18 protein-coding genes are annotated in these 18,171 nt (G+C 69.4%); 7 read left to right on the forward strand and 11 right to left on the reverse strand.

What is annotated here, in order from left to right; genetic code table 11:
- Nucleotides 1-13: 13 nt before the first annotated feature.
- Nucleotides 14-895 (reverse strand): LysR family transcriptional regulator, encoded by an 882-nt coding sequence (locus tag KGA65_RS04525; RefSeq protein ID WP_225861946.1) that lies wholly within the window; start codon nt 893-895, stop codon nt 14-16.
- A 136-nt stretch (nt 896-1,031) separates the two neighbouring features.
- Here KGA65_RS04525 and KGA65_RS04530 point away from each other — a divergent pair, with 136 nt between their 5' ends.
- The 5 genes from KGA65_RS04530 to KGA65_RS04550 all read left to right on the forward strand — a co-directional run bounded on the left by KGA65_RS04530 (nt 1,032) and on the right by KGA65_RS04550 (nt 5,315).
- Nucleotides 1,032-2,273 (forward strand): acyl-CoA dehydrogenase family protein, encoded by a 1,242-nt coding sequence (locus tag KGA65_RS04530; protein ID WP_225861947.1) that lies wholly within the window; start codon nt 1,032-1,034, stop codon nt 2,271-2,273.
- Nucleotides 2,270-3,100 carry an SDR family oxidoreductase gene (locus KGA65_RS04535; RefSeq protein ID WP_225861948.1) on the forward strand — a complete coding sequence of 277 codons (831 nt, stop codon included), beginning with the start codon at nt 2,270-2,272 and terminating at the stop codon, nt 3,098-3,100. Before KGA65_RS04530 ends, KGA65_RS04535 begins: the two co-directional genes overlap by 4 nt.
- Nucleotides 3,097-4,164 (forward strand): phosphotransferase family protein, encoded by a 1,068-nt coding sequence (locus KGA65_RS04540; RefSeq protein WP_225861949.1) that lies wholly within the window; start codon nt 3,097-3,099, stop codon nt 4,162-4,164. Before KGA65_RS04535 ends, KGA65_RS04540 begins: the two co-directional genes overlap by 4 nt.
- Before the next feature lies 1 nt (nt 4,165).
- Entirely contained in the window at nt 4,166-4,858 is a 693-nt protein-coding gene (locus KGA65_RS04545) for a histidine phosphatase family protein (RefSeq protein ID WP_225861950.1), read from the forward strand.
- A gap of 82 nt (nt 4,859-4,940) precedes the next feature.
- Nucleotides 4,941-5,315 carry an HU family DNA-binding protein gene (locus tag KGA65_RS04550; RefSeq protein ID WP_225861951.1) on the forward strand — a complete coding sequence of 125 codons (375 nt, stop codon included), beginning with the start codon at nt 4,941-4,943 and terminating at the stop codon, nt 5,313-5,315.
- A gap of 63 nt (nt 5,316-5,378) precedes the next feature.
- Here KGA65_RS04550 and KGA65_RS04555 read toward each other — a convergent pair whose 3' ends face one another.
- The 4 genes from KGA65_RS04555 to KGA65_RS04570 are packed head-to-tail and all read right to left on the reverse strand — an operon-like array spanning nt 5,379 to nt 10,008.
- Nucleotides 5,379-7,100, reverse strand: coding sequence for a sensor histidine kinase (locus KGA65_RS04555; protein ID WP_225861952.1), 1,722 nt, complete (start codon nt 7,098-7,100; stop codon nt 5,379-5,381).
- A 21-nt stretch (nt 7,101-7,121) separates the two neighbouring features.
- Entirely contained in the window at nt 7,122-8,780 is a 1,659-nt protein-coding gene (locus KGA65_RS04560) for a sensor histidine kinase (RefSeq protein ID WP_225861953.1), read from the reverse strand.
- The gene (locus KGA65_RS04565) at nt 8,777-9,631 is read right to left on the reverse strand and encodes an HD-GYP domain-containing protein (RefSeq protein ID WP_225861954.1); all 855 of its coding nucleotides are present in this window, start codon (nt 9,629-9,631) and stop codon (nt 8,777-8,779) included. The genes KGA65_RS04560 and KGA65_RS04565 overlap by 4 nt, the downstream gene beginning before the upstream one ends.
- Before the next feature lie 2 nt (nt 9,632-9,633).
- The gene (locus KGA65_RS04570) at nt 9,634-10,008 is read right to left on the reverse strand and encodes a response regulator transcription factor (protein ID WP_225861955.1); all 375 of its coding nucleotides are present in this window, start codon (nt 10,006-10,008) and stop codon (nt 9,634-9,636) included.
- Nucleotides 10,009-10,118: 110 nt separating this feature from the next.
- Between KGA65_RS04570 and KGA65_RS04575 the strand changes: the two genes are divergently transcribed.
- Both KGA65_RS04575 and KGA65_RS04580 read left to right on the forward strand, forming a co-directional pair.
- Entirely contained in the window at nt 10,119-10,751 is a 633-nt protein-coding gene (locus KGA65_RS04575; RefSeq protein WP_225861956.1) for a helix-turn-helix domain-containing protein, read from the forward strand.
- Complete coding sequence (locus KGA65_RS04580) at nt 10,748-11,512, forward strand: response regulator (RefSeq protein ID WP_225861957.1); 765 nt, start codon at nt 10,748-10,750, stop codon at nt 11,510-11,512. Before KGA65_RS04575 ends, KGA65_RS04580 begins: the two co-directional genes overlap by 4 nt.
- 7 nt (nt 11,513-11,519) lie before the next feature.
- On the opposite strand, the gene KGA65_RS04585 is transcribed toward KGA65_RS04580, so the two are convergent.
- The 6 genes from KGA65_RS04585 to KGA65_RS04610 all read right to left on the reverse strand — a co-directional run bounded on the left by KGA65_RS04585 (nt 11,520) and on the right by KGA65_RS04610 (nt 18,091).
- Nucleotides 11,520-12,284: a polyprenyl synthetase family protein gene (locus KGA65_RS04585; protein WP_225861958.1), complete on the reverse strand. Its 765-nt coding sequence runs from the start codon at nt 12,282-12,284 to the stop codon at nt 11,520-11,522.
- 114 nt (nt 12,285-12,398) lie between these two features.
- Nucleotides 12,399-12,959: a peptidoglycan L,D-endopeptidase MepK gene (gene mepK, locus KGA65_RS04590; RefSeq protein WP_225861959.1), complete on the reverse strand. Its 561-nt coding sequence runs from the start codon at nt 12,957-12,959 to the stop codon at nt 12,399-12,401.
- Between the two features lie 44 nt (nt 12,960-13,003).
- The gene (locus tag KGA65_RS04595) at nt 13,004-14,590 is read right to left on the reverse strand and encodes a L,D-transpeptidase family protein (protein WP_255650429.1); all 1,587 of its coding nucleotides are present in this window, start codon (nt 14,588-14,590) and stop codon (nt 13,004-13,006) included.
- A gap of 55 nt (nt 14,591-14,645) precedes the next feature.
- Nucleotides 14,646-15,008, reverse strand: a complete 363-nt coding sequence (gene arsC, locus KGA65_RS04600; RefSeq protein ID WP_225861960.1) for an arsenate reductase (glutaredoxin) — start codon at nt 15,006-15,008, stop codon at nt 14,646-14,648.
- A 33-nt stretch (nt 15,009-15,041) separates the two neighbouring features.
- On the reverse strand, nt 15,042-16,352 hold the full coding sequence (locus tag KGA65_RS04605; protein WP_225861961.1) for an ABC transporter ATP-binding protein: 1,311 nt from the start codon (nt 16,350-16,352) through the stop codon (nt 15,042-15,044).
- A gap of 5 nt (nt 16,353-16,357) precedes the next feature.
- Entirely contained in the window at nt 16,358-18,091 is a 1,734-nt protein-coding gene (locus tag KGA65_RS04610) for an ABC transporter permease (RefSeq protein ID WP_225861962.1), read from the reverse strand.
- Between the last annotated feature and the right edge of the window lie 80 nt (nt 18,092-18,171).

Raw genomic sequence — 18,171 nt, forward strand, 5'->3', positions numbered from 1 at the left:
CACCTGGCGCCGTTCAGGCGGCCAGGGCCATCACCTGCTGTCGCAGCCAGTCATTGGCCGGATCCCCTTCGCGGTGGGCGTGCCAGTACAGATGCAGCTGCACGGGGGGCAGCGAGAAGGGCAGGGGCCAGCGTCTCACGGCGGGGCCCTGCCCGATTTCATCGGCCAGGCGTTCGGGCACCGTCAGCCAGAGATCCGAATCGGCCACCAGGCGGACGGCCGTGGTGTAGTTCTGGCAGCGCACGGCCACCTCACGCTGCCACCCCAGGTGGGCCAGGGCGCCGTCCTCCATCACCACGCCCGTGGCGCGGGAGGACACAGCCACATGCCTGGCCTGCAGGTATTGCGCCAAGGAGGGGGCTTCGGAAGAAGGCTGGTCCTGCCGCATCAACAGGCAGAAGCGGTCCTCCAGCAAAGGGCCGTGCCGCACCGGTTCACCCAGGGGCAAGGCCACGTCAATGGCCAGGTCGAGTTGCCCGGCCGCCAAGACGCGGGCCAGACTGGATCTTTCGAAGTGAGTGCTAGCTGTTGTTGCAAGCGGTGCCAACTGGGTCAGCCGGCGGTGCAGCGGCGTCAGCAGCATCAGTTCCACCGGGTCCGGCATGCCGATGCGAAAGCACTGTCGGGTCAAGGCCGGGTCAAACTGCCCCCAGGCCTGGATCAGCTGGCGCAGCCGGGCCAACTGGTCCAGCAGGGCGGGCGCCAGCCGCTGGCAGGTGGGGGTCGGACGCATCAGCTTGCCATCCCGCACGAACAAGGCGTCGCCCAGTTGCTCCCGCAGCCGGCGCAGGGCGTGGCTGACCGCGGAGGGGGTCAGGGCCAGGACATCGGCCGCCCGGGTCAGGTGCTGCTCGCGATAGACCGCCTCGAACACATGCAACAGGTTCAAGTCCATGGTCGGGCGATTCCAATGAACAAAATTCATCGGACAAGCTTAAAACAAATCACTTCATTCACCGATGGGGCCCGCCTACCATCGCCTGAAACCAGAAGCGCGACCGGGATGGCCGTGCCGATTCAGGAGACACACCATGGATTTCAGCCCCAGTGCCAAGGGCCGGGAGATGCTGGCGCGCGTGCAGGCCTTCATGGCCGAGCATGTGCTGCCCGCGGAAGCCGCCTACCGGGAAGCCAACCGCACCCTCAACCCAGGATCGGACTGGACCCAGTGGCGGACGGTGCCGCTGATCGAAGCGCTCCAGGCCAAGGCCCGCGCGGCCGGACTGTGGAATCTCTTTCTGCCCGACCCGGTGCTGGGCGCGGGGCTGAAGACGGTCGAATACGCGCCGCTGGCCGAGGCCATGGGCCGTTGCGACTTCGCGGCCGAGGTCTTCAACTGCAATGCGCCCGACACCGGCAACATGGAGGTGCTCTACCACTATGGCAGCGGGGCCCAGAAGGAGCGTTGGTTGAAGCCGCTGCTGGCGGGCGAGATTCGCTCGGTGTTCTGCATGACCGAGCCGGGCGTGGCCTCCTCGGATGCCACCAACATGCAGGCCACCGTGCGCGAGGAGGGGGATGAACTGGTGCTGCAGGGCCGCAAGTGGTGGTCCACCGGGCTGGGGCACCCGAAGGCGCGGGTGGCCATCTTCATGGGCCTGTCGGATGACCCGACGGCGGACCGCCACCACCGTCACAGCATGGTGCTGGTGCCGCTGGACACGCCGGGCGTGCGGATCCAGCGCATGCTGCCGGCCGCGGGCCAGTGGGATCCGCCCTATGGGCATGGCGAGGTGCAGTTCGATCAGGTGCGCGTGCCCAGGGAGAACCTGATCCTCGGTCATGGGCGTGGCTTCGAGATTGCCCAGGGACGGCTGGGGCCGGGCCGCATTCACCACTGCATGCGGGCCCTCGGGGCGGCCGAACATGCGCTGGAGCTGATGGTGACGCGCGGCATGCAGCGGGTGGCGTTTGGCCAGCCTCTGCTGCAGCTGGGGGGCAACATGGAAAAGCTGGCCCATGCCCGCATGGCCATCGACCAGGCGCGTTTGCTCACGCTGTACGCGGCCTGGAAGATCGACACCGTGGGGGTGCGCCAGGCGATGACCGAGATCTCGGCCATCAAGGTGGTGGCCCCGAACGTGCTGCAGTCGGTCGTTGACCAGGCGATCCAGATCCACGGCGGCTGCGGGCTGTCGGATGACGTACCGCTCAGCGGTCTGCACCTGATGGCGCGCGCCTTGCGCCTGGCCGATGGGCCCGACGAGGTGCATTGCGCGATGGTGGCACGCCAGGAGCTGCGCCGCTTCAAGCCTCGCAAGGAGGCGGCATGAAGACCCCGCGCGTGTTCATCACCGGGGGGGCCTCCGGCCTGGGGCGGGCACTGGCCGAGTGCTTTGCGAAGGAGGGCGCGTCCGTCTGCCTGGGCGATGTGGACGCCACCCAGGGGGCTGACACCCGCCAGGGCTTGGCGCGCCATGGCTGGCCGGTGCACTTCCTGCACTGCGATGTGACGCAGGAGGGCGATCTCCGCGCCGCGGCCGACTGGCTGCAGCAGCACTGGGGCGGGGTGGACATCGTGGTCAACAACGCCGGGGTGGCCCAGATGGGGGGCATCGCCGATGTCGGTCTGGCCGACTGGCAGTGGATCGTCGACATCAACCTGTTGGGGGTGGTGCGGGGCTGCAAGGTGTTCACGCCGCTGTTCCGCCGGCAGGGCGGGGGCACCTTCCTCAACATCGCCTCCATGGCCGGCATGATCCACCTGCCGGAGGCCGCGGCCTACAACGCGACCAAGGCCGCGGTGGTGGCCCTGTCCGAAACGCTGCAGCTGGAGCTGGAGGCCGACCGTATCCGGGTGAGCGTGGCCTGCCCGGCCTTCTTTCGCAGTGACCTGGCGCGGCACATGCGCGCCGCCACGCCAGCGGCCGAACGCACCACGCAGCGGCTGGTGGAGCGGGCCCGCATCGGCGCCGAGGAGGTGGCACGGGCGATCCATCGGGGCTTGATGGCGGGTGAGGCTCACATCCTGACCCACCCGGAAGGTCGGATGGCCTGGCGCCTCAAACGCTGGCTGCCGTACCGCTGGTACCTGGCGACGCTGCGTCGGCGCATGGCCCGGCTGCAGCTGCGCATGCAGCGACCGGCGGGGGCGGCATGAGCAGCGCGCCAATCGACACCGCCGGCGCCGTGCGCGCCGGCGAAGCGTTGGACTTGCCACCGCTGGATGCCTGGCTCAAGCAGCAGCTGCCGGGGCTGGCCGGTGCGCCACAGGTCACCCAGTACAGCGGTGGCGCCTCCAACTGGACCTACCGCCTGGCCTATGAGAACGCGGACCTGGTGCTGCGCCGGCCGCCCGCCGGAACCAAGGCCAAGTCAGCCCATGACATGGGCCGGGAATACCGGCTGCAAGCGGCGCTCCAGCCGGTGTTTCCCTTCGTGCCGACCATGCGGGCCTATTGCCCCGATGCCAGCGTCATCGGGGCCGAGTTCTATGTGATGGACCGGCTGGCAGGGGTGATCCTGCGGCGCAACCCCCCGCGGGGGTGGTCGCTGCCGCCGGAGCAGGTCCGCACGCTGTGCCTGAAGGTGCTGGACACACTGATCGCCCTGCACCAGGTGGACCACCAGGCGGCCGGGCTCTCGCATCTGGGACTGGGGCAAGGCTATGCCCGTCGCCAGATCGAAGGCTGGAGCCGGCGCTACCGCGATGCGCGTACCTGGAACGTGCCTGGCGGACAGGCCATCATGGACTGGTTGATGGACCATCTGCCGAGCACCGAGCGCATCTGCATCACGCACAACGACTTCCGCTTTGACAACGTGGTGCTGGATGCGCAAGACCCTACCCACATCCTGGGGGTGCTGGACTGGGAACTGGCCACACTGGGCGACCCGCTGATGGACCTGGGCAATCTGCTGGCCTACTGGGTGCAGGCCGACGACGACGTCCTGGCCCAGGCCACGCGCCGTCAGCCCACCCATCTGCCCGGCATGCTGACCCGCCGTGAGGTGGTGGACTACTACGTCGAGAAGACCGGCTTCGTGCCCGAGCACTGGGCCTTCTACGAGGTCTACGGTCTGTTTCGGCTCTCGGCCATCGCCCAGCAGATCTACTACCGCTACCACCATCGGCAGACGCGCAACCCTGCCTTCAAGAACTTCTGGGTCTTCGTGCACTACCTGCACTGGCGCTGCCGCCGGGCCATGAAGGCAGGGCACTGAGGTGGGGGAGATCGTCCTGATCCGCCATGGCCAGGCCAGCTTTGGCGAGGACGACTACGACCGTCTGAGCGACCGCGGCGTGGCGCAGTCACGCCGCCTGGGCCTGGCCTTGAAGGCGATGGGCCAGCAGGCGCCGCGCGTGGTGTGCGGCCGCCTGCGCCGGCACCGGGACACGGCCATCCACTGCCTGGCCGGTGCCGGGACGGTCACCGAGCCGGAGGTCCGGGCGGCCTGGGATGAGTTCGACCACATGGCTGTTCTCCGCGCGGCCTGGCCCCGCTATGCGGACCTGGCCGCGCTGCGCGGCGACATGGCGGCCGCCCCGTCGCCGCGGGGTTTCTTTCAGGACGTGTTCACGCAGGCCATGCTGCGCTGGGTGGGCGGGGACCACGATGCCGAATACGCGGAGACCTGGGCAGCGTTCCAGGCCCGTTGTCGTGACGGCCTGCAGCGTCTGCAGGAGGAACTGGACCCGGCCCAGACGGTGCTGGTGTTCACCTCGGGGGGGCCGATCGCCGTGGTGATGCAGGCGCTGTTGAACCTGGCCACACCGGCGGCCCTGGCGCTCAACGCGGTGCTGGTGAACACGGGGGTGACCCGCGTGAGCACGGGGCGGCAGGGGGCTCGTCTGTTGAGCTTCAACGCCCATGACCATCTGCTGCAGGCCGGGTCGGAATGGGTCACCCACCGCTGACGGGCCGCTGGCCCGCAGGGCGGCCGTGCGAAGCGAGCGACAATCCGGGCCGCCGGCACGTTGCCGGTGAAGAGAGAGCTTGATGAAGAAGAGCGAACTGATTGAACTGCTGGCCACCAAGGCCGAGGTGAGCAAGGCAGCGGCCACCCGCATGCTGGAGACCCTGACCCAGACCGTCGTCACTTCGGTCAAGAAGGGTGAGAACTTCACGATTGCCGGTTTCGGCACCTTCAAGCAGGCCCAACGCGCTGCGCGCAAGGGCCGCAACCCCGCCACGGGCGAAGCCATCAAGATCGGTGCCGTGAAGACGGCCCGCTTCACGCCGGCGGCAGCCTTCAAGGCAGCGGTCGATCCGCGTGCGGCGGCCCGCAAGGCGGCCAAGAAGGCCGAGGCCGCGCCGGCCAAGAAGGTGGCGGCCAAGGCCCCCGCCAAGAAGACGGTCAAGGGCAAGAAGTAATTCCTGCGCTGTCCCGTACCCAGGGCTGCCCGCGGGCAGCCCTTTTTTTGTCTGATGGCGAGCTCAGGCCGCTGCCAGCGGCAGGTGCAGCGTGAAGCAGGCCCCTTCACCGGGACGGGAAGTCAGCGTCAGGCTGCCCTGCATCAACTCGGCCAGCCCGCGGGCCAGGGCCAGGCCCAGGCCGGTCCCGCCGTGGTCATAGCTCACCCGGGCGTGCCCTTGCTGGAAGCGCTCGAACACGGTTTCCTGCAGTTCCGGCGGAATACCGGGGCCGGTGTCACGCACATGGAACAGCAGCGCGTTTCCCTGGCGTTCCACGCTGAGCCGCACCGCGCCTTCCGGGGTGAACTTGATCGCGTTGGACAGCAGGTTGTTGAGGATCTGCTTGAGGCGCAGGCCGTCGCAACGCACCTGCGCCGGCACGTCGGGGGCGATGTCTGCCGTGAGGCGCAGGCCCTTGGCATTGGCGGCGATCGCGAAGAAGTCCGCCGTGCCGTCGATCAGCGGGCGCAGGGCCACCGGTTCCGGGCTGAGGGCCACGGCACCGGCTTCGAGCTTGGTGAAATCCAGGATCTCGGTGAGCAGCTCGTTGAGGTGCTCGGCCCCCTTGCGGATCAGGCCCGCCTGTTCACGGAATTGGGGCTGTTCCAGCCGCAGTTCCATCAGCTCGGCAAACCCCCGGATGCTGGTGAGGGGGGTGCGCAGCTCGTGCGAGATGGCCGCCAGGAAATCGCTTTTGGCCTGGCTGGCGGCATGGGCCTGGGCCTCGCTCAGGCGCAGGGCTTCGTTGGTCTGCTCCAGCCGGCGCAGGCCGATCACGAAGTTGATCGTCGCGATCAGCGCCACGCCGGTCAGCAGGCCACTCAGGGTCAGCAGGACGTTGCGGGTGGCACGCCAGGCCGCCAGGGCCTCGTCGACCGAGGAGCCCACGGTCACGTACAGCGGATAGTCGGCCACCCGTCGGAAGGCGACGAGGCGCTCAATGTGGTCGAGGCTGCTGCTGCCTGTGTAGGTGCCGGCGGCCTGGCCGAGGTGCTCCTGCAGCTTGCTCTGGAGCAGCTGCGTGCCCATGCCCTTGCTTTGTCCGCCGACGACGCGGGCGCGCAGGGCCAGGTCGGTGCCGACCAGCGTGACGATGCCCTGGCGGCCCAGGCTCACGCTGCGATAGACCTCCTCGAAATAGCTCGGGTCCAGCGAGGCCACCACGACGCCCAACACCTGCCCCCGGGCGTCGGTGATCTTGCGGGAGAGTTGGATGGTCCACTTGCCGGAGACCTTGCCCAGCACCGGCTTGCCGATGAACAGACCGCCGCTGACCAACTGGCGGGTGCCGGCCGGCAGGTGGGCGGGCGCCAGGTGCACCCGGATGTGCTCGCGCGAGGACAGGTCCACATGCTGGCTCTTGCGCCCGTCCGGGTCGAGGTTGCTGCCGACGAAGTGACCGGTGGCGTCGATCAGCGACAGCTGAGCCAGGATGTGGGGCGTCTGGCCGGTCTCGTTGGCCAGGCGCACCAGGTCCGGGGTCTGCCCGGGCTGGGCCAGCACGGCATTGCGCACCCGCAGCGTGGCCTGATCCAGCGTGGCCAGCACGCGCAGGGTCTGTTCCCCCAGCACGTTGGCGATGTTGACATCCTGCCGCCGTTCGGCGTCGAGGGCATCGTTGCGCTTGGAGGCCAGCACGGCCAGCACGGCCAGCCAGACCAGCAGCAGCAGCGCGGCGGCGAAGGTGCCGACCATCAGGCTCAGGCGGCTGGGGCGGGTGGCAAGGGCAGAGCGGTGGGGCATGGTGCAGGGGGCCGCTGGCGTTCAGTACGTCAGCGGAATGGGTTTGGTGATCAGGTCGCCCGTGAGGGTGTCGGCAAAGCCGCGGCTGGGCAGTGTCAGCTCGAACTGGCTGCCGCCATCGGGCATGTTGCAGGCCGTGATGTCGCCACCGTGCGCTTCCATGATCTTGCGGCTGATGGCCAGGCCCAGCCCGGTGCCACCGGCTCCGTTCTTGGTCTGGCTCGATTGCACAAAGGCCTCGAAGATCTTTTCCAGTTCCTGGGCCGGAATGCCCGGGCCATGGTCCCGCACCCGCAGGCGGATGTCACCATCGGGCGTGAGTTCGCCATGGACTTCGATGGCTGAGCGCTCGGGGGAGAACTTGATCGCATTGGCCAGCACGTTGCGCACCACCTGTTGCAGGCGCAGCGGATCGACCTTGGCCGACAAGGGCAGTTCGCCCAGGTCCAGCTCGATGTGCAGCCGCTTCACGGCCAGCAGCGGGGCCAGTTCCTGGACCACCGTCCGGACGGGGGGACGGATGTCCACACGCTCCAGGTGGAAGGTGCCGACCGTGCTCTCGATCTTGGAGACGTCCAGCAGGTCGTTCACCAGGGCCAGCATGCGCTGCCCGGCCGCATGGACGTCGGAGAACATCGCGGCCAGGCGCGGCTGGTCGTGCGCGCGCAGCAGTCCGAGTTCGGAGAAGCCCAGGATGGACTGCAGGGGGGTGCGCAGCTCGTGGCTGATGTTGGCCACGAACTCGGACTTGGCGCGCGAGGCTTCCTCGGCCACGTCGCGGGCCTCGCGGATGGCCCGCTCGGCATCGCGGAACTCGGTGACGTCGGTCAGCACCGTCAGGATGCCCGCGGTGTGGCCGTTGGCGGCGGGCACCGCCACCCGCGTCAGGATGATGTCGCGCAGGCTGCCGTCGCCGGTCGGCATGTGGGCCTCGTAGCGGATCCGCCCCCCCTCGGCCAGCAGGTGTTGGCGGTGCGTCTGGTGCACCGGCCACTCTGCGGGGTCCTGCAGGCTGGTCGCCAACTTCCCGACGACATCCTGCCGTTGCAGGCCGCGGAATTCCTCCCAGGCATGGTTGACGGTGACGTAGCGGTCCTCGTTGTCCACCAGCGAGACCGGCAGCGGGCTGATGTCCAGCAGCAGGTCGCTGAAGGCGAGCTGGGCGCCCAGGCGCTCTTCGATTTCAACCCGCTCGGTCACATCCACGGCACTGCCCGAGAAGCCCGCCAACTGGTCGCCGGCATACCAGGGCACGACGGAGACATCGAAATGGCGCGCTCGCCCATCGGCGGTCGGAATGCGGAACCGGCCGCGGCGGCGTGCGTGGCCGGCCTGGGCCGTCAGCAGGGGTGCCAATTCATCCCGGCACGCCGGGGGGACCAACTGCAACAGCGGCTGGCTCAGGGCGTGGCGGGCCGCGTCGCCAACCACGGCGAGCCAGCGGTCGTTCAGGTAGATCACCCGGCCCTGGGCATCGGTGCGGAAGATCAGCTCCTGCACGCTGCGCAGGAGAACCTGCAATTCGCGTTCGCGGGCGCGGGTCTCGGCCTGCGCGCGCGTCAGCTCGGTTTGCAGGGCCTGGCCATGGCGGGCGGCCCGGCCGGCCCGGCGCAGGCTGAGCACGCAGCCAATCAGGGCGATGACCAGCAGAACGAGGCTGGTCGCGAGTCCCGGATTCATGAAGCAGCCTCGGCCGGGTTGGTCAGGGGGGCGCGGCGCGCGGGGTCGGTCTCGAAGTCCACCAGGAAGCGGCGCACATCGAGCAGCGGGGCGCCGGCGATGCTGTCCAGCGCGCCGTGCTGGCTGCGGTCGATGCTTTGGCGCAGGGCCACCAGGGCCGGCGCATGGGCCAGGAAGGCATCGACGATGCGCGGGTCGAAGCTGCGGCCCCGCTCGCTGGCCAGCATGGTCAAGGCCGCGGCGGTGCTGAAGGCGGGCCGGTAGACACGGTCCATCGTCAACGCGTCGACGTAGTCCGCCACCGCGACGATGCGGCCGGTGATGGGAATGGACTCGCCGAACAGCCCCGCTGGATAGCCGCGGCCGTCCCAGCGCTCATGGTGGTGCTGGGCCACCTCGGCGGCCATCTGAAACAGCGGAATGCGCGAACGGCCCAGGATGTGGGCGCCGATCTCGGCATGCCGGTTCATCAGCTGGCGTTCGCCCGGGTCCAGCGGGCCGGGCTTCTTCAGCACCGCATCGGGCACACCGATCTTGCCGATGTCGTGCATGGGCGCGGCCTTGCGCAACAGGGTCGCGGTCTCGGCGCTCAGTCCCAGCAGCAGGGCCAGGGCCTCGGAGAGGTAGCCGATGCGGATGATGTGCACGCCGGTGTCGGTGTCGCGGTAGTCCGCCGCCAGGGCCAGCCGCAGCAGGGCCTCATGGTGGGCGCCCGCCACTTCCTCCAGGGCCGCATTGCGCTCGTGGTACATCTGGCGCAGGTCCATCACCAGCCGTTCCATCTGTGCGGCCGAGGCCGTGTCGAAGCGGTTGGCATCGCCCGGCAAGGGGGTGTGCAGCGGGGCGTCCATGCTCAGCCCGCCAAGGTGCTGACGTCGTCGATCACCCGGATCAGCTGCAGCGGGCTGAAGGGCTTGATCATGTAGGCATCGGCGCCGGCCTGCTGGCCGCGTTCCACGTCGGCGGCGGTGCCCCGCGCCGACAGCATCACCACCCGGGTGTGGGCCAGGGCCGGGTCGGCCTTCACCCGCCGGCAGACGTCCAGGCCGTCGAGTTCGCCCGGCATCATCACGTCCAGCAGGATCACGTCCGGCCGCAGGGTCTGGGCCTCGGCCCAGCCACTGGCCCCGTTGTTGGCCTCGTGCACCTCGCAGGCCTCGAACTCCAGCGTCATGCGGATCAGGCGGCGGATGTCGGCATGGTCTTCGACGACGAGTACTTTTTTCATGGAGATCGAATCCGGCGGAGAGATTGAATGATGAGTATCATATTTACAGAATTTGCAGAATCAAGATCGCTACAATAGGTGGAATCGCCAGGTGCGGCAATAGTGCACACATGACTTCTGCTTCCGAATCCCCGGGCGTTTCCGCCTACACCACCCAGGAGGCGGCGCGTCTGCTCGGTCTGGCGGTGCGCTCTGTCCAGCTGATGGTGGACCGGGGTGAGTTGCAGGCCTGGAAAACCCCGGGCGGACACCGGCGCATCGATCCGGCCTCCGTGGCGGCGTGGCAGGCGCGGCAGCAGGGCACGCTGCCCGCGGCGGCCGGGCCCCGGGGGACGGCAGAGGCAGTACCCCGGGCCTTGCGCATCCTGCTGATCGAAGACTCTGTGCATTACCAGAACCTGATCGGGCTGCTGGTGCGGCGCGCGTTGCCCGAGGCCGAGTTCCAGGTCGCCAGCGATGGCATCGTGGGCCTGGCCCAGGTGGGGCAGTGGCAACCCGACCTCCTGATCGTGGACCTGCTGCTGCCCGGCATCGATGGGGCGGCGCTGATCGCCAGCCTGCGCTCCCAGCCCATGTTTGGCGCCTTGCGCCTGGTGGTGGTCACCTCGCTGGAAGAGGCGGAGCGCGCATCCTTCGCCCTGGCGCTGGAGGGCTTGCCAGTGGTGCACAAGACCGCCCTCGTGGCCCGGCTGCCGGACCTGTTGGCCCGGGAAGCCCGGGCGGTGATGGCCTCACGCGCATGAGACCGCTGCCGCGCCTGCTGCTGGTCGAGGACGATGCGTCCATCCGCCAGTTCGTCGCGATGGCCCTGGACGACCTGGCGGTCACCGTGGTGCCCTGTGCGACGGTGGCGCAGGCCCTGGCCGCCCTGGCCGAGGGGCCGGTCGCCTTGGTGCTGACGGATCTGAACCTGGGCGGCGAAGCCTCAGGCTGGACGCTGCTGGAACGCCTGGCGGCGGATCCCGCCTTGGCGGGGTGGGCCCGACGGGTCGTGTTCAGTGCCACCGAGGCCGCCGCCCTGGCCGATCGGCCGGGGTGGTCGGCGTTGCAGGTGGCGCAGGTGTTGTCCAAGCCAGTCTCGGTGGGGGCCTTGCGGCAGTGCGTGCAGACGGCCTTGGCTGCAGTGGGCGGCGATCCGGCGCCGGCCGACAGGGAGACCAGCGGCGCGGCCCCGGCGCCGCAGGGGCGGGCCGCCGCCGTGGCGTCGCACTTCGAGGGGGACGTGCTGCTCTACGAGGCCTTCCGGGCGGGCAGTCTGGCCCAGTTCGCGCAGGATCTGGCTGTCGGAGAGGCGGCCTGTGCGGCCGTGGATGGGGCCACCCTGCGCCACCTGGGCCACAGCCTGCGCACCGTGCTGGGCCTGCTGGGCGAACCGGCGGCCGGCGCGCTGGCGGGGCGGTTGCAGCAGGTGGCCGAAGCGGGGGCCTCGCGCGAAGACCTGGCCGCGGCCTGGCAGGCCTTGCGGCAGGCGCTGCAGCGGGTGATCCAGACGCCCGCGCCCTGAGCGGCGTTCAGGCCAGCGTGGCGGGGAGTTCCGGCCGGGCCTGGGCCAGGGCGTGGGTCACGAAGGCCACCAGCTGGGTGGCGCGCTCGGTCCCGCTGCGCTGGTCGAGCAGGGCGGCGCAGCGGCCGGCACCGGTCAAGGCGCGCTGGCTGCGCTGTCCATAGGCCTGGGCCTCGGCCCCGTTGCTGTGTTCACGCAGGCTGTTGAGGGCCTGCCCGGCCTGCAGCTGACGGCCCAGGCGGCGGGCCAGGGGCGCCCACTCGGGGCGGCCCGCCAGGCGGGCTCCGGCCTCGGCGGCGGCCCCGGCCAGGGCCATGTCCAAGGCGGCCCGGCGGCGGGCCCGGCTGCGGCCGCGGGGATCGTCGGCCAGCGTGCGGTTGTCGGCCTCACAGGTGCGGGTGATGGTGCGGGCCACCTGGTCGAGCACGGCCAGGTCATTGCAGCGGATCAGCACCTTGAAGGCCGCGCTGGTCAGGTAGTCACCGGCCAGCACACAGGCGCCGGTGCCCAGCAGGGCGGGAATGCCGTCGCCATCCTCCAGCCGCAGATGCAGGCGCTGCAGGCTCACATGGATCAGGTCCAGCGCCACGCCCACATTCCGTGCGGCGTCGCTTTCCGCCAGGCAGCAGGCCAGCAGGCCGCGCAAGGCGCCCAGGCGCTGGGCGAAGTGCATCTCCAGGGCCAACTGGACGGTGTCGGCCTGACAGGTGAGCGAGTCCTGTACCGAGGCACGCAGGCGGGGCAGCAGGGAGTGCGGAAATGCAGCGGTCACGGGTGGGGCGCGAAGGAGCGGGCGGCCAGAAGGCGGCGCAGGCAGGAACCCTGCGCCGGGCGCGCATTTTACGGTTGAACACAGGTGCCCGCGCGGGACGCCCTGGCGCAAGGGTCACCAGCGGCGCACGCGGCCGGTGTCGATGTGGACGAACTGCTCGCTGGGGTAGAAGCCCACGCCACCCGCCTGCAGCGACAGCGCCGCATCGCGCAGCGCCGGCAGCGGCACGCCGGGCAGCCGCACGTCGATGGCCTTGCCCACCATGTGCAGGCTGTGGGTGGCCACGCCGCCGCTCCGGGTGGATTTGAGCGTTGCGTTGGTGGTCGGGCAGCGGTAGCCGGAGATGACCTCGAATTCGCCCGTGCAGCCCAGGCGGCTGCGCACCTGGAAAAGCAGATCGAACAAGTTCGGATCCATCACCCCCACCTGGCCGCTGTAGTGGTCGCGCAGGAAGTGGTTGAGCGAACTCAGCGAATCGTCCAGGAACTGGTTGCCGACGGCATAAACCAGATCCAGCCGTTCGCGGGTGTGGGTGTTGTAGAAGGCGAGCTCCCGCCGCTCGGCCACATTGGCCAGGGCCACCCGCGGGGCCACCAGGGCAGGCACCGCCCCGGCAGCCAGGCCGGCCGTGCGGTGCAGGAAACGACGTCGATCAGGAAGATGTTGCTTGCTCATAGGATCAACATGGATCGCGGCGGGCCGGCAGAGTGTGCCTTGGATCAAGGAAGACGCCGGTTGCGCAATGCGGCATCCAGCGCCTTGTCCTGCCCGTAGAGATCGGGGAAGAAATACGGTCGACCGTGTTTGACCAGCGCAGTTCCGTAGGCGATCAGCACTGGAATGGGGTGAGTCAGCTTCAAGGTGCTGGATTCCCCCTTGGTCATGGCCTGAACAATACGCTCTTCCGTCCAGTCGGGCATGTCCTGCAGCACGAACTTGGCCAGCTCGACGGGTTTTTCGACCCGGATGCAGCCGTGGCTGAAGTCCCGGCGTTCGCGTTCGAACAGCGCGGTGGCCGGGGTGTGGTGCAGGTAGATGTTGTCGTTGTTCGGGAACACGAACTTGATGTCGCCCAGCGCGTTCTCCGGCCCCGGGCGCTGGCGGATGCGCATCCGGCCGGCCAGCACCGCGTCCAGGTTGGCGCCGCTGACCGAGCGCAGCACCTGGCCGTCGCCCGCGACGAATTCCATGCCCTGGCGCGCCAGGTAACCCGGGTCCCTGCGCAGCTTGGGCACCGTTTCCTTGCGGGCGATGCTGGGTGGGATGTTCCAGTAGGGGCTGAATTCGATGAAGCGCATGTCCTCGTCGAAGATCGGCGTGCGGGTGTTGAGCGCCTTGCCGACGATGACCTTCATCTCGGTCTTCACCGTGATCTGGCCGTCCTTCACCTCGTAGCCGCGCAGCACGAACTCGGGGAGGTTGATGGCGATCATCCGCGCGCCTTCGGTGAACGGCGTCCAGCGCAGCCGCTCCATCGTCAGTGCGATCTGCCGCACCCGTGCCGCGGGCGGCACGTTCAGTGCGGCCAGGGTGCCGGTGCCGATCACGCCATCGTCGTTCAGGCCGTGGCGCTGCTGGAAGGCCTGTACCGCCTCGACCAGCGGGCTCTGGTAGTGCGCCGGCGTGGTGGCCTGGGCGTCCAGGTCGCCCAGCAGTTGCAGGCGCTGGCGCAGCAGGTCCAGCCCGGCCCAGTCCTGGCCTGGCTCAAGCTTGGCCGGGCGGCCCTTCTGCCGGCTGGCTGGCAGCGGGGGCAGGGGGGTCTGCCAGGCGGACGGGTGGCCCAGCGCGCGGTAATCGGCCAGGGTCTGGCGCAGCGCTGCGTAGATGGCGGCCCGGGGCTCGGCGGTCTGCACGGCATCGGCCAGCCGCCCGCTGGCGGCGGCCTGTTGCAGGGCGGCCGCGGCATCGAAGTGGCTGCGGGCGGGCAGGTCGTAGTTCTGCTGCAGCTGCCGGGGGTCGATCCGGCCACGGTGCAGGTCGTCCAGGTAACGGCGCATCGCCGTGGACAGCCGGCCCGACAGCGCGGCAGCGGCCTCGGGGGCCAGCGCGGTCCGCTCGGCCCGGGTGACGGCATTGCCCAGCGCCTGTGCCTGGTAATCCTGCGGGTCCAACCCTTCGCGGTCGGCATCGGCCAACAGGGCCACGGCCTGACGGGCCAGGGTGCCGGCGCGGCCATCTGGCAACCAGGCCATGGCCGGCCCCGCGGCTGCATCCACACCAGTCGTCTGAGCCCAGGCCAGCGGGCCGGACCACCAAGTCAGGGCACCGCCGCCGAGCGCGCGGGCCATCAGGTCACGTCGGTTCATGCCCCGATTGTGGAAGATGCGAGACCGGACAGGCCGCGTCGACGCTTGATTTGCCTCAAGCCGCCGGGGGCAGCAGCGTCTGCACGAGCTCTGCCGGCCGGCACAGGCGGCTGCCACGCTCGGTGACGACGATGGGGCGGTTGATCAGTTCCGGATGGGCCAGCATGGCGTCGAGCAACTGGTCGTCGCTGAGCGCCGGGTCGGCCAGCCCGAGGGCCTCATAGCGCTCGCCCTTGGCGCGCAGCAGGCCGCGCACGCCCACGCCGCAGTTCTGGGCCAGCCGGGTCAGCGTGGCGCGGTCGGGCGGGGTCTTCAGGTACTGGATGATGGTGGGCTCGATGCCGGCCTCGCGGATCGCGGCCAGCACGTTGCGCGACGTGCCGCACTGCGGGTTGTGGTAGATGGTCACGGTGCTCATGCCGGCGATTGTCCCGCGCCGGGGCGCTCTTGCTCAGCGTGGGGCTTCGTCCGGTTCCGGCAGGTGGATCATGCCGGTGGTGTAGTTGTACTCGTAGGCTTCGCCGTGACGGCCCCATTCGATGGCCACGCGCAGCACCTGTTCGGCCTCCTCGGCTTCGAGGTTCTCTCGCAGCAGGCGCAGGAAGGGTTCCTCCGGCAACTCGCCATCGGGCTCCTGCTCCAGGCTGTGGCGGATGTGCGCGGCCAGCGGGACGCGGGCCAGCAACTGGCGGCCGAACATGGCCTGCCGCTCGGCGTGTTCGGCGGCGACATAGGCCTGCCCCACGGGCGTGAGCAGCAGGTCGCCATGCGCCACGCGGGCCAGATCGAGCAAGGCCAGGGCCTCGACCAGCGGCAGCAGCTGCTCGTCGGTGAGTTCGGACTCCTCGCCCAGCGCAGGCAGGTCGGCCCGTCCGCCGAAAGGCTCGGCGGACAGCATTTCCAGCAGGCCTTCCATGCGGCTGAGGTCGGCCTCGGGCAGGCGGGCGTCCAGGGCCAGCGGTGCCGGTTCTTCCTGGGGCCTGCTGGTCGGACGGATGCGGCCGGCGGTCATCACGGCGTAGATCTCGTCCACCAGGGCGCGCACCTCGGGGCTGTCGGCATCGCGCGGGCGGGGCAGCTGCACGCCCATCTGGAACTTCACGCGGCCAGGGTCGCTGTCGAAAATCAGCACCCGGTCGGCCATCATCACCGCCTCCTCGATGTTGTGGGAGACGACCAGGATGGCCCGCGTCGGGATGCGGCGCTCCTCCCACAGTTCCAGGATGTCGTCGCGCAGGCGCTCGCCGGTCAGCACGTCCAGCGCCGAGAAGGCTTCGTCCATCAGCAGCACGTCGGGTTCCATCACCAAGGCCCGGGCGATGCCCACCCGCTGGCGCATGCCGCCGGAGAGTTCACGCGGCAGGGCGCCTTCGAAGCCGCTCAGGCCGATCATCTCGATCGCCTCTTGCGCCCGACGCTCGCGCTCGGCCGTGGGCATGCCACGGGCCTCCAGGCCGAGGGCCACGTTCTGCTGCACGGTCAGCCAGGGGAACAGGGCGAAGGACTGGAACACCATGCTGATGCCCCGCGCGGGGCCATACAGCGGCTGGCCGCGGTAGCGCACGTCGCCGCGGTCGGCTTCGATCAGCCCGGCCATGATGCGCAGCAGGGTGGACTTGCCCGAGCCCGACTGGCCCAGCAGGGCGACGACCTCACGCTCGCGCAGCGTGAAGTCCACCTCGGCCAGCACCTCGCGGGGGGCGCCGTCCGGCGAGCGGAAGGACTTGCCGACCGACTGGAGTTCAAGAATGACGTTCGACATGGGGCTCAGAGGTAGATGCGGTCCTCGGCCAGCCGGTACAGGCGGCGCCAGACGAAGTGGTTGAGCGTCATCACGTAGACGCACATCACACCGATGCCCAGTGCGATGCGGGGGAAGTCGCCCGTGGCGGTCATCTGGGCGATGTAGCTGCCAATGCCGTGCGCCTGCACGGTGGTGTCGCCCCAGGTGACGTATTCCGAGACGATGCTGGCGTTCCAGGAGCCGCCGCTGGCGGTGATGGCGCCGGTCACCAAGCTGGGGAACACCGCGGGCAGCAGGTAGCGCCGCCACTTCAGCGCGCCCTTGAGCTGCAGGTTGGCCGCGGCCCAGCGCAGCTCGGTGGGCACGGTGGAGGCGCCGGCGATCACATTGAACAGCAGGTACCACTGGGTGCCGAACACCATCAACACGGACAGCCACAGGTCCGGGTTGAGGTGAAAGCGCACGATCAGCAGCACGAACACCGGGAACATCAGGTTGGCCGGGAACGCTGCCAGGAACTGCGCCACGGCCTGCATGCGCTGCGACAGACGCGGATGCAGCCCCAGCCCGATGCCCACCGGCACCCACAGCAGGGCGGCCAGCGTCAGCATGACGAGCACACGCAGCAGGGTGTAGAAGCCCAGCACGAAGACATGCAGCACTTCGGCCCAGCCCACCTCCTGGTGCACGAAGGTGACCAGACGCCAGAGCGCCAGCATGGCGGCGGCGGCAATCACCGCATCCCAGGCGCGGGTCCAGTGCGGGGATGTGGCGGCCCGGCGGGCCCGGATCGAGGTGCCGTCGTGCCGCTTGCGCAACAGCACGATGCTGTGGCCCAGCATGTGGCCGATGGCATCGCCCAGGCGCCGGACCCGGTCGGTGCGACGCACCCAGGTCAGCAGCCAGGAACGCGGGGCGTCGCCGCCGCCGGATTCCTCGAACCGGAAGCGGTCGGCCCAGGCGAGCAGCGGGCGGAAGAACAGCTGGTCGTACAGCAGGATGCCGATCAGCATGGCCAGGATGGCCCAGCCGATGGCCGGCAGGTCGCGGGCCTCGATGGCCAGGGCGATGTAGGAGCCAATGCCCGGCAGCTTGATGCTCTGGTGCGATACCGAGATGGCTTCGGAGGCCACGACGAAGAACCAACCGCCGGACATGGACATCATCATGTTCCACAGCAGCGCCGGGATGGCATAGGGCAGCTCCAGCCGCAGGAAGCGCTGCCAGCCCGAGAGCTGGAACACCGCGGCGGCTTCGCTCAGTTCGGCGGGCACGTTCTTCATCGACTGGTAGAGGCTGAACGCCATGTTCCAGGCCTGCGAGGTGAAGATGGCGAAGATCGCCGCGCATTCGACGCCCAGCAGCGAGCCCGGGAACAAGGCGATGAAGCCGGTGACCGTGATCGACAGGAAGCCGAGGATGGGGATGGACTGGAGGATGTCCAGCAAGGGCACCAGCACTTTCTCCGCTGCCGGCGATTTGGCGGCCGTGACGGCGAAGACCATGCTGAACAGCAGCGAGGCGGCCAGTGCGGCAAACATGCGCAAGGTGGTGCGCAGCAGGTCGTAGGGCAGGCTCCACGGGTCCAGCGACAGCGGCAGCGGGGTGCCCACCTGGTAGGGCGTGGCCATCTGCCGGGCGCCGTAGGCCAGCAGCACCAGCACCGCCAGCAGGATGGGCAACAGGGCCCAGTCCCAGCGGTTGCCGCCGGCATCCGTCACCACGCGGGGGAAGAAGGTTGGGGCAGTCCACTTCATGGGGTGGCGAGGCAGGCAAAGTCCTGCAGTATCTGGATTGTGGCTGTCTGACCCATGACACGCGGCTGACCGGGACCTGT

The organism is Ideonella benzenivorans (assembly GCF_020387415.1).
Classification (GTDB): Bacteria; Pseudomonadota; Gammaproteobacteria; order Burkholderiales; family Burkholderiaceae_C; genus Ideonella; species Ideonella benzenivorans.